The following is a 10,775-nucleotide window of genomic DNA, read 5'->3' as shown; positions in this document are numbered from 1 at the left end:
GTTTTTGGTTTCCATGAATCGCTAGTATGCCGATTTTACCCATTGAATTACGTTCATCGGATCGTCAGCCCGTTTGGTTTATCGGGCATGGCAGTCCGATGAATGCGTTAATGGACAATCCATTTACACAATCTTTGAATCAATTGGGCGCTTCCATCGCCCCACCGCAAGCTGTTTTGGTGGTTTCAGCGCATTGGTTGACGCGCGGTGCTTCCTTTGTCCAGGCTTCCCCTAACCCTGAAACGATTCATGATTTTGGCGGTTTCCCGCGTGAATTACATCAATATCAATATCCGGCACCGGGCAGTCCTTTTTTTGCGTCTGCGCTGGCGGAGGAGGTGAAATCAGTACAGCCAACGACCGAGTGGGGATTGGATCACGGAGCATGGACGGTTTTGTGTCATCTGTTTCCGCAACATACTATTCCTTGTTTCGAGTTGTCGATTAACTATTCGCGGCCATTGGGATATCATATTTCATTAGCCCGTGAGTTACAGTTTTTGCGCGAAAAAGGGGTCTTAATAATCGGTAGTGGCAATATTGTTCACAATTTACAAGCCAGCGTACCTAATCTGAGTTCGGGGCAAGAGAATTTTGGCTACGATTGGGCGCAGGAATTTGATGGGTGGTCGGCGAAATTAATTGCTGATAAAAATGTCGAGGGACTCTTAGATTATGAACGCGCACCGGGTGGTCGCTTCGCTGTTCCTACGCCGGATCATTACATTCCATTACTGTACAGTTTGGCATTGGCTCGTGAAGATGAACAAGTTCATACGACCTATGAGCAGCTAGTATACGGAGGAATATCGATGCGGTGTTTCGAGATTCGTTAATAGCCAAAGAATACTTTCTCAATAATTTCGCAGGCTTGATCCATTTCTGTTTTGGAAATAGTCAAAGGTGGTGCTAATCGTATTTTGTTTCCGTGCGTTGGCTTAGCCAAAAGCCCCGCTCGCATAAAATCAAGGCAAATTTCCCAAGCTACGGGACTTGACTCGTCGGTATTTATTTCAATCGCACAAAGCAATCCTTTTCCACGTACTTCCCGAATTAAGGCTGTTTTTGCTTTTAGGGTTTCAAGGAATTTCATTAATTGTTTGCCGCGTTTTTCGGCATTCTCAATTAAATCTTCATCTTCTAAGATATCGATCGCTACATTTGCTACTGCACATGCTAATGGATTTCCCCCGAAAGTTGACCCATGTTCGCCCGGTTTAATGGTCAACATGATTTCATCGCTGCACAAAACTGCAGATACGGGCATGAAGCCGCCTGATAAAGCTTTGCCAAGCAATAAAATGTCGGGATGTACAAATTCATGGTGACAAGCTAGCCAGGCACCAGTCCGTCCTAGGCCCGTTTGGATTTCATCAGCGATAAATAAAACCCGATGTTTTTTACAAAGTTCAGATGCTTTTTTCAGGTAGCCTGCGTCCGGTAAAACAACGCCTGCTTCGCCTTGAATGGGTTCGACCATGAAAGCTGCCACGTTTGAATCTTGCAGTTTTTCTTCCAAGGCCACTAAATCATTGTAAGGTACTTTGATGAATCCAGGTGTAAAGGGGCCAAAATTCGTGTAGCTGCTCGGGTCAGTCGACGAGGAAATTGCCGATATCGTTCTACCCCAAAAATTACCTTCTGCTACGATGATTTGAGCTTGATTATTTGGAACGCCTTTCACCTCATAGGCCCATTTACGCGCTAATTTGATGGCGGATTCCCCGGCTTCGACGCCGGTATTCATCATCAATACTTTCTCATAACCGAATTTCTCTGCGAGCTTTTTCTCCGTGAATCCTAATTGGTCATTGTGAAAAGCGCGCGAACTCAAGGTGAGTTTTTGTGCCTGATCCGTAATTGCCTGAATTAAGCGCGGATGGCAATGACCTTGATTAACCGCGCTGTAAGCAGATAAAAAGTCAAGGTATTTTTTACCTGCTACGTCCCAAACATGTACTCCTAGTCCCTTCGCCAAAACGACAGGGATGGGATGGTAATTATGGGCACCGTATTCAGATTCTAGGCGGATGTAATCGTTTGATGTCATTTGTTGATGATGTACGCGGTAAGGTAGAGACGCGATACTTCGCGTCTGTTTTTTATTATTGTAGAGACGCGATACTTCGCGTCTATTATTTTAAGACGCGAGGTATCGCGTCTCTACATGATTCGCATCGCGTCTCTACATGATTTATTAAAGTCGCTCGTAAATCCCCGCAACCCCCTGGCCACCACCTACACAAGCAGTTACCATTCCGTATTTCTGGTTGCGGCGTTTCATTTCGTCGAACAATTGAATGGACAATTTAGCGCCTGAACATCCCAGCGGATGTCCTAGTGCAATCGCTCCTCCGTTCACATTGACGATGCTTGGGTCGATACCGAGAGTTTTGATGACAGCCAAAGACTGCGCCGCAAAGGCCTCATTCAACTCGATTTGTTGGATGTCATTCAGTTTCAATCCTGCTTTTTTCAAAGCCAATGGAATCGCTTCCACCGGACCGATACCCATTAAACTTGGCTCGACACCTGCGGTTGCGTAGGTTACCATGCGCGCGATAGGTTCCAATTTATGTTGTTTGACAAAAGCTTCAGATACCACCAACACGAATGCAGCTCCATCCGAAGTTTGTGAGGCATTTCCTGCTGTCACCGTTCCGCCCATGGCAAATACGGGTTTCAATTTTCCTAATGCCTCAATCGTCGTATCGGCACGTGGTCCTTCGTCTTTTGAAACGGTCCAAGTACGTGTTTGCTTCTTACCCGCTGCCGCATCGAAATAATTTTCAGATACATTTATCGGTACAATCGAAGCGTCAAAATGCCCAGCAGCCTGTGCTGCTAGTGCTTTTTGGTGTGATGCCAACGCAAATGCGTCTTGCTCTTCACGGGTAATCTCATATTTCTTCGCAACCTCTTCAGCTGTTAAGCCCATCCCGATGTAGTAATCGGGATGCTCAGATGCGATGTTGTAATTCAAAACCGTTTTATGCCCCATCATCGGTAACATACTCATGGATTCAGTTCCACCAGCGATGATGCAATCTGCGATGCCAGCAGCAACTTTGGAAGAAGCTAAGGCAATCGCTTCCAATCCTGATCCGCAATAGCGGTTGATGATGAATCCAGGTACGCTCTTTGGCAATGATAACAATGAAATATAACGTGCCATCTGCATGCCTTGCTCGGCTTCCGGAATCGCGTTACCTACGATTAAATCTTCGACTAACACCGGATCCACCGAAGGAACTTGCGCCATCAAATGTTTGATCACCTCTGCTGCCAAATCATCTGGTCGCATGGTTCTAAATCCACCTTTGTTTGCTTTTGCCACCGCCGTGCGGTAACCTGCTATGATATATGCGTTCATGATTAATTTCTTAAAGGTTTACCTCCATTTAATAAGCTACTGATTCGTTCCAATGTTTTGCGTTCGCCTGAAAGCGACAAGAATGCCTCGCGCTCTAGGTCGATTAAGTAATCTTCAGTCACCATTTGTGGCGTATCTAAATCACCCCCACAAATCGCATAAGCTAGTTTATTGGCAATTAAGGCATCGTGTTCGGAGATGTATTTACCCATCAACATGCCTTGAATTCCCGCTTTAAATAAAGCCAAACCTTGCTTTCCTTCCACCCACACATCACTTCGTGGTTGCTGTTGTACATAACCTGCTTCCGCCAAAGCAATCGCCTCTTTTTTCGCTTCCGAAATCAATTGGCTACGATTCAAAACAATGCGATCTTCCTTGCGTAAGTAGTTCATTTCCAGTGCTTCATATGCCGATGTGCTCACGCGTGCTGTGGCAATATTCATGAAAGCTTCTTGTAAACGGTTCAGTTCGACATCGCCTTTCCTACGCGCATCGCCCATACGTAAAGCCATTTCTTTCGTTCCACCACCGGCTGGAATTAAGCCTACGCCCACTTCCACTAATCCCATGTATAATTCAGCATGCGCTACGATTTTATCTGCATGCAAGTTGATTTCCGTTCCTCCACCGAGTGCCAAAGTATGCGGCGCAACTACCACCGGAATGGATGAATAGCGAACGCGCATCATGGTTTTCTGGAAGATGGCAATCATTTGATTTACTTCATCAAATTCTTGCTGGGCCGCATACATAAACAGCATCCCCAAATTCGCTCCCGCCGAGAATGCCTCTACACCCTCATTTCCGATCACCAAACCACGGTAATCTTTCTCTGCTAGGTCTAATGCTTTTTGGATACCTTCCAAAACCCCTTGGCCCATCGTATTCATCTTCGAATGGAATTCCAAGTTGATGATGCCATCCCCAATATCGATGATGCTCGCATCGTCGTTTTTGAAGATAGTTTTGGTTGGTTTTAATATTTGTAGATTGATCTGCTTGTTGGAACCCGGAATGGTTAGGTATTTTTTTGTATGAATGTCATAGTACTGACGCTCGCCATTATCTGCTCGGTAAAAACTGGTATGACCCGCCTTTACCATCTCAGTCACCCAAGCGGCTGGTTGAATACCTTCTGCAGCCATTAGGTCGATGCCGGCTTGTACACCAATCGCATCCCACGTTTCGAAGATGCCCATTTCCCAACCGAAGCCTGCGCAAATCGCTTGGTCAATTTTAACAAAATCATCCGCGATTTCAGGTACGCGCATCGAGGCGTAGCGGAAACCATCTAAGAACGTTTTGCGGTAAAATTCTCCTGCCAAATCTTTTCCGGCTAATAAATAAGCAAAGCGATCAGCTAATTTATCGATGGCCTTGGTGCGCTCTAAAGTTTCAAATGAAACCTTTTGCGACGGACGGTATTCAAATGTTTGTAAGTCTAAACTTAGGATGACGGTTTTGCCGCCTTCTTTGGTCTTCTTATAAAATCCTTGGCCAGTCTTATCACCGAGCCATTTATTCTCCATGAGTTTTTGAAGCATGTTGGGTAATTCGAAAATCGACTTACTCTCATCATTTGTCAATGCTTGCTTCAAGTTGTTCGCCACATGTACTGTAGTATCTAAACCCACGACATCGGATAAACGGAAGGTCCCGGATTTCGGTCGGCCGACTACTTTCGATGTCAACTTATCTACCTGCTCCACCGTCAAGCTTAATTCCTCTACCACTTTCATGGTCTGCATCATCGAATAAACTCCAATCCGGTTAGCGATAAAGGCCGGGGTGTCTTTACACAATACGGTTGTTTTGCCCAATTGGGTTTCGCCGAAATGCATGAGGAATTCGATGATTTTGGGATCCGTTTTGGGGGTTGGGATGATCTCCAACAACCGTAAATAACGTGGCGGATTGAAAAAGTGTGTACCACAAAAGTGGTTTTGGAAATCATCTGAACGACCTTCGGCCATCAGGTGAATGGGGATACCGGACGTATTCGAGGTAATTAGCGTTCCAGGTTTACGGAATTGCTCGACACGGTCATAAAGCGATTTTTTGATCGCTAAATTTTCCACGATAACCTCCATAATCCAGTCTACTTGGGCTATCTCGGATAGGTTATCATCGAAGTTGCCTAGTTTGATGTTTTTGGCAAAGCCGCTGCTGTAAAGCGATGCGGGCTTTGCCTGTATAGTTTGTTGAAATGCCGTATTGACGATCCGATTTTTCACGGATGGATGCTCCAGGCTAAGGCCTTTTGCTTGTTCCTCTGGGTTCAGTTCTTTGGGAGCGATGTCCAAAAGCAATACCTGAACGCCAATGTTTGCGAAATGACAGGCGATGCGTGAGCCCATGATTCCTGAGCCAAGTATGGCTACGCGTTTAATGGAACGATTCATGTTAACAAGTTTGAGAATGTTTGTAACGTGAAGATGTCAAGGTCTATGTCTTGCCAACTTCTAACGCAGTAAATATAAAGAAAAAACAAAATGTTATGCAAGCATACTAATTAAATTATCAATAAAAATCCCTCTGAACTACTCCAGAGGGACTTTAAAAGATTTATTTATGCGTAACTCGAAGTAGGTTCGCATGCACAAACTAGGTTGCGGTCGCCATACGCGGAGTCAATACGTGAAACGCTAGGCCAGAATTTGTTGGCTTTTACATACGGAAGTGGGAATACAGCTTCCTCACGCGTGTACGATTTGTCCCACGTAGCTGTAAGCACGACAGTTTGGGTATGTGGTGCGTTTTTCAACAAGTTATTTGTCTTTTCTACGCGGCCTTCTTCGATAGCACGAATTTCAGCGCGGATGGCCAAAAGCGCATCGCAGAAACGATCTAATTCCTCTTTATTTTCTGATTCGGTTGGTTCAATCATCAAGGTGCCAGCTACCGGGAACGAAAGGGTAGGAGCATGGAAACCGTAGTCCATCAGGCGTTTGGCGATATCCTCTGCTTCAACGGCAGCGGAGATTTTAAACGGCCGACAATCCACAATCATTTCGTGGGCACAGCGTCCTTGCGAACCTGTATATAGAATCGGGAATTCTTTTTCTAGACGCGTTTTGATGTAGTTTGCGTTTAAAATGGCTGTTTGGGTAGCCATCGTTAACCCTTCGCCTCCCATCATCGCGATGTACGCGTAGGAGATAGCTAAAATAGAAGCTGATCCTACGGGTGCAGCAGAAACGGCTCCGTGTGCTGGGGCATCCACTGAATCTGTTATTACGTGACCTGGCAAGAATGGAACCAATTGTGGCGCCACGCCGATGGGCCCCATGCCTGGGCCACCACCTCCGTGAGGAATGCAGAAGGTCTTATGCAGGTTCAAGTGACATACGTCGGCACCAATGCGCGCCGGGGAAGTTAATCCCACCTGTGCATTCATATTTGCTCCATCCATATATACTTGACCACCAAATTCGTGAATCATTTGGCAAATATCAATGATGCTTTCTTCAAATACCCCGTGGGTACTTGGGTAGGTAATCATTAAACATGCCAAATTATCTTTATGCTCTTCAGCTTTAGCGCGTAACTCAGCTACGTCGATATTTCCGTTTGCGTCACAAGGCGTTACAATTACTTTCATACCGGCCATGACTGCTGAAGCAGGATTTGTTCCGTGTGCAGACGAGGGAATAAGCGCAATGTTTCTATGCGAATCTCCACGCGAGGCATGGTAGGCACGAATCACCATCAAGCCTGCGTATTCGCCTTGAGCACCCGAGTTTGGTTGCATGGACATCGCCGCAAAGCCCGTGATTTCACATAACCACTTACTTAATTCCGTAATCATTTGTTGGTACCCTCGCGTCTGAAACGCCGGTGCAAATGGATGCATTTTACCTAATTCTGGCCAAGTTACCGGAATCATTTCCGTGGTTGCATTCAATTTCATCGTACATGATCCTAATGAAATCATGGAGTGCACCATCGATAAATCTTTGGATTCCAATGACTTCAAATAACGCAACATGCCATGCTCTGAATGGTAGCGATTGAAGACGTCATGCGACATGAAGTTCGATGAACGTGTTAATCCTGCAGGAATTGTCCAAGCGACGGTCAACTCATCTCCAAGGATTCGTTGGCCCTGGGCACGTTGGAAAAATGCCAAAATCTCAATCACATCATCTTCTGCGGTAGTCTCATCAAGCGCGATGCTCAATTTACCCGCATCATTTTTGTAATATCTGAAATTGCGCTCTGATTCTTCCGCGTATTCGCGAATTTCTTCTGTTTGATCTCCTGTGATTACGGTTAACGTATCAAAGTGTTGGGCGTTCTCTAAGGTATAGCCTAATTTTTTCAAACCGGCGGCTAGTAATTCCGTTAACCCATACACGCGCGACGCGATTTTTTTCAATCCCTCTGGTCCGTGGTAAATGCCGTAGGCAGCTGCCATGATGGACAACAATACTTGAGCAGTACAGATATTTGAAGTTGCTTTTTCTCTACGGATATGTTGCTCACGGGTTTGTAAAGCCATGCGAAGGGCACGATTTCCTTCGGTATCTACAGAAACGCCGATGATACGACCGGGAATACTACGCTTGTATTTTTCTTTGGTTGCAAAGAAGGCAGCATGCGGACCACCGAATCCCATCGGTACACCGAAACGTTGCGAACTTCCTACGACAACATCCGCTCCCCATTCACCTGGCGGCGTTAATAAAGTCAAGGCTAATAAATCCGCAGCAACAACAATCTGTAGATTTTGTTCTTTGGCAGCGCTGACAAAATTTTTATAATCAAAAACCTCGCCGTTAGCAGCAGGGTATTGTAAAACGATTCCGTAATATTTCGAATCGGTTAAGTCAATTTTGGTATGGTCACCTACTTCGATTTCAATGCCGATAGGCTCAGCGCGGGTCATCAACAAATCGATGGTTTGTGGCAGGCAAAGGGAGGAAACGAAAAGGGTTTCTGCGTTTGCGCGTTCAGCTGGGCGCTGACCATATAACATGGTCATGGCTTCCGCGGCAGCTGTTCCTTCATCTAAGAGGGATGCGTTTGCGAGTTCCATGCCGGTTAGGTCGATGACCATGGTTTGGTAATTCAACAACATTTCCAAACGGCCTTGTGCGATTTCAGCTTGGTAGGGCGTATAGGCAGTATACCAAGATGGATTTTCCAAAATATTGCGCAAAATGACGGTTGGCGTAAACGTGTCAAAATAGCCTAAACCGATGTGACTCTTAAAGATTTTATTTTGCCCCATCATTTGTTTGAAATCACGCAGGAATTCAAATTCAGTTTTTGGTTCGGGTAGGCGGAGGCTTTGTGCCAAACGAATTTTTTCGGGTACAGTTTGATTGATGAGTGTATTTAAATCAGCTACGCCGATTTCCTTCAACATGGCGGATACGTCGGCAGGCTCAACATTGTTGTGACGCAATGAGAAATCTTCCCGATACTTAAAATTTGGGGTCATAAAATTCGTCTGAATTTGGATAGAAAAATCGCCACAAAAGTAAGCTTTTTTTAGCGATTTATTTTTGATTCCTTAACTTCGCATTCCTAAAATTTGTTTTGATCAATGAAAAAAATAACAAACTATGTAGTAGCGTTCATTTTGACCGCTAATTTAATTTCTTTGAGTGCATTCGCTCAATCGAATCCAGTACCTTACGCCACAACAATTAAGGCGGAAGACTTAAAAAAGCACTTAACATTTATTGCATCAGATAGTCTGAAAGGACGTAATACGGGATCTGCTGAACAAAAAGTAGCTGCGAATTACATCGCAGATCATTTTAAGAAATCGGGTTTAGCGCCTGTGAATGGTTCTTATTTCCAAAAAGTCGATTTGGTAAATCGTTCTTGGACGAAGGTGGCATTGTCGATAAAAGGTAAGTCATATGATTATTTGGGGCAATTTATGGCTAGCGCTTTGGCTCCCGTAGCAGCTGATTCCAAGTTTCCGGTGGTTTTCGCCGGATATGGTGTTCAGCAAGCTGGATTTATTGATTATGATAAATTGAATGCGAAAGGAAAATACGTTTTGGCGTTCGAAGGGGAAGCGAAAGATGCCCAAGGAAATTACGTGTTATCGGGTTCTAAAGATCCGTCGGCCTTTGGAAAGGGCGATGGTTGGAAAGAAAAATTAAAGCGCGCGCAGGCATTAGGTGCCACAGGTTTGATTTTGATTTCAGATAAATCGGAGAAAGATTTTGGAAATCAATTGCGTCAGCGACAGGTGATGATGCAGCGATTTGGCAATGAGCGCATGGTATTTGCAGATGTTGCAGCATCAACAACCGAGGCGCCAGTCTTATTAATATCCTCAGCTATGGCTGCAGAAATTTTAGGTACTACGGAAGCAGAATTGCTTGCATACAAGGCAAGTGTAGCTGCTGCTAAGAAATCAGTGGTTTCGAAATTTAAATCTTCTCCGATTAGCTTAACGATTGAGCGCACGGAAAAACCGGTAGATACGTATAATGTAGTAGGTTATTTAGAAGGAACGGACAAGAAGGAAGAAGTTGTGATATTAACAGCGCATTACGATCATATCGGTATTTCGTTTGATGGAAAGATAAATAATGGTGCGAATGATGATGGTTCAGGAACGGTCACTGTGATGGAATTAGCGGAAGCCTTTGGTAAGGCAGCAGCGGAAGGAAAAAGACCACGTCGCAGTATTTTGTTTATGACGGTTACCGGTGAGGAAAAAGGTTTATTGGGATCTGAGTACTATTCAAATCATCCATTGTTTCCTTTGGCGAATACCGTTTGCGATATCAATACGGATATGACAGGTCGTATTGATGATGAGCATATAGGCAAGCCGGATTACATTTATGAGATTGGTTCTGATAAATTATCGTCGACCTTACGGGAGATTTTGGTAGATCAAAACAAGAAGCACATCGGTTTGGATTTAGATTTCCGTTTCAACGATCCTAATGATCCCAATCGTTTCTATTATCGTTCAGACCATTATAATTTTGCCAAACATGGTATTCCAGTGGCATTCTTTTTTAATGGTGTGCATGAAGATTACCACATGCCAGGTGATGATGTAGAGAAAATTGAATTTGACCAAGTTCAAAAAGTAGGTCGGTTGGTATTCTACATGGCTTGGGAGATTGCGAATCGTGAAGAGCGTTTGAAGGTGGATTCGAATAAACCATAATCATCTAGACGCTAGACGTTGGACGTTAGACGTTGGTCAGTGGACATTGGATATTTTAGGGCCCCGAGCGCTGCTTGGGGCTTTTTGTATGTAGAGACGCGATACTTCGCGTCTATTTTTTATTAAGACGCGAGGTATCGCGTCTCTACAAGTCTAGCATATCGCGTCTCTACAGTTTTTTTTCTTTGGCAAACCTTAAAGGATTGCCAAAGTTTGAGGCGTATTTACGCCGATTTCTATTGTTATTAT

The 10,775-nt window shown here is 44.6% G+C and carries 6 protein-coding genes; 2 read left to right on the top strand and 4 right to left on the bottom strand.

What is annotated here, in order from left to right; translation table 11 throughout:
* Window positions 1-26 precede the first annotated feature (26 nt).
* Window positions 27-836: a 4,5-DOPA dioxygenase extradiol gene (ygiD, locus tag ACIQZ2_RS01735; RefSeq protein ID WP_395767109.1), complete on the top strand. Its 810-nt coding sequence runs from the start codon at window positions 27-29 to the stop codon at window positions 834-836.
* Here ygiD and rocD read toward each other — a convergent pair.
* The 4 genes from rocD to gcvP all read right to left on the bottom strand — a co-directional run bounded on the left by rocD (window position 833) and on the right by gcvP (window position 8,822).
* A complete protein-coding gene (gene rocD / locus ACIQZ2_RS01730; protein ID WP_395767108.1) occupies window positions 833-2,050 on the bottom strand; it encodes an ornithine--oxo-acid transaminase in 1,218 nt (405 codons plus the stop codon). The two genes, ygiD and rocD, sit on opposite strands and share 4 nt — an antisense overlap.
* Before the next feature lie 147 nt (window positions 2,051-2,197).
* Window positions 2,198-3,373, bottom strand: coding sequence for an acetyl-CoA C-acyltransferase (locus ACIQZ2_RS01725; protein WP_395767107.1), 1,176 nt, complete (start codon window positions 3,371-3,373; stop codon window positions 2,198-2,200).
* A 2-nt stretch (window positions 3,374-3,375) separates the two neighbouring features.
* Window positions 3,376-5,778: a 3-hydroxyacyl-CoA dehydrogenase NAD-binding domain-containing protein gene (locus ACIQZ2_RS01720; protein WP_395767106.1), complete on the bottom strand. Its 2,403-nt coding sequence runs from the start codon at window positions 5,776-5,778 to the stop codon at window positions 3,376-3,378.
* 167 nt (window positions 5,779-5,945) lie between these two features.
* A complete protein-coding gene (gcvP, locus tag ACIQZ2_RS01715) occupies window positions 5,946-8,822 on the bottom strand; it encodes an aminomethyl-transferring glycine dehydrogenase (RefSeq protein ID WP_395767105.1) in 2,877 nt (958 codons plus the stop codon).
* 105 nt (window positions 8,823-8,927) lie between these two features.
* On the opposite strand from gcvP, the gene ACIQZ2_RS01710 reads away from it, so the two are divergent.
* A complete protein-coding gene (locus ACIQZ2_RS01710; protein WP_395767104.1) occupies window positions 8,928-10,526 on the top strand; it encodes a M28 family peptidase in 1,599 nt (532 codons plus the stop codon).
* Window positions 10,527-10,775 lie beyond the last annotated feature (249 nt).

The organism is Aquirufa sp., assembly GCF_044342065.1.
GTDB lineage: Bacteria > Bacteroidota > Bacteroidia > Cytophagales > Spirosomataceae > Aquirufa.
The sequence above is the reverse complement of the archived record's forward strand: the minus strand, read 5'-3'. Positions and strand labels throughout refer to the sequence as shown.

Excerpts from the sequence above, each read along its gene's own strand:
- ygiD (WP_395767109.1), top strand. The coding sequence starts at position 27 with ATGCCGATTTTACCCATTGAATTACGTTCATCGGATCGTCAGCCCGTT.
- rocD (WP_395767108.1), bottom strand. The coding sequence starts at position 2,050 with ATGACATCAAACGATTACATCCGCCTAGAATCTGAATACGGTGCCCAT.
- ACIQZ2_RS01725 (WP_395767107.1), bottom strand. The coding sequence starts at position 3,373 with ATGAACGCATATATCATAGCAGGTTACCGCACGGCGGTGGCAAAAGCA.
- ACIQZ2_RS01720 (WP_395767106.1), bottom strand. The coding sequence starts at position 5,778 with ATGAATCGTTCCATTAAACGCGTAGCCATACTTGGCTCAGGAATCATG.
- gcvP (WP_395767105.1), bottom strand. The coding sequence starts at position 8,822 with ATGACCCCAAATTTTAAGTATCGGGAAGATTTCTCATTGCGTCACAAC.
- ACIQZ2_RS01710 (WP_395767104.1), top strand. The coding sequence starts at position 8,928 with ATGAAAAAAATAACAAACTATGTAGTAGCGTTCATTTTGACCGCTAAT.